Annotated in this window: 1 protein-coding gene; it reads left to right on the top strand. The window is 44.2% G+C overall.

All coding sequences use genetic code 11. The annotated features are described in order from the left end of the window. On the top strand, positions 1-233 hold a 233-nt coding region (locus B2X00_RS12320; protein WP_290487952.1), incomplete at both ends, for an NAD-glutamate dehydrogenase domain-containing protein.

The raw sequence follows: 233 nt of genomic DNA on the forward strand, positions 1-233 counted from the left end.
AGCTGGGAAGATTACAACAAAGAATTGATTTCTAAAGGTGGCGGTATTTTCAGTCGTAGTGCCAAAGCCATCGAGCTTTCGCCAGAAATGAAGAAAATGCTCGGTTCACAGAAGAAGTCAATGACACCTAACGAGCTTATTCGTGCGTGTCTAACCATGGAAGTGGACCTTATTTGGAACGGTGGTATCGGTACCTACATCAAAGGTAAGGATGAAACCGATTCTGATGTCGG

The organism is Idiomarina sp. UBA3162, assembly GCF_002364475.1.
Classification (GTDB): domain Bacteria; phylum Pseudomonadota; class Gammaproteobacteria; order Enterobacterales; family Alteromonadaceae; genus Idiomarina.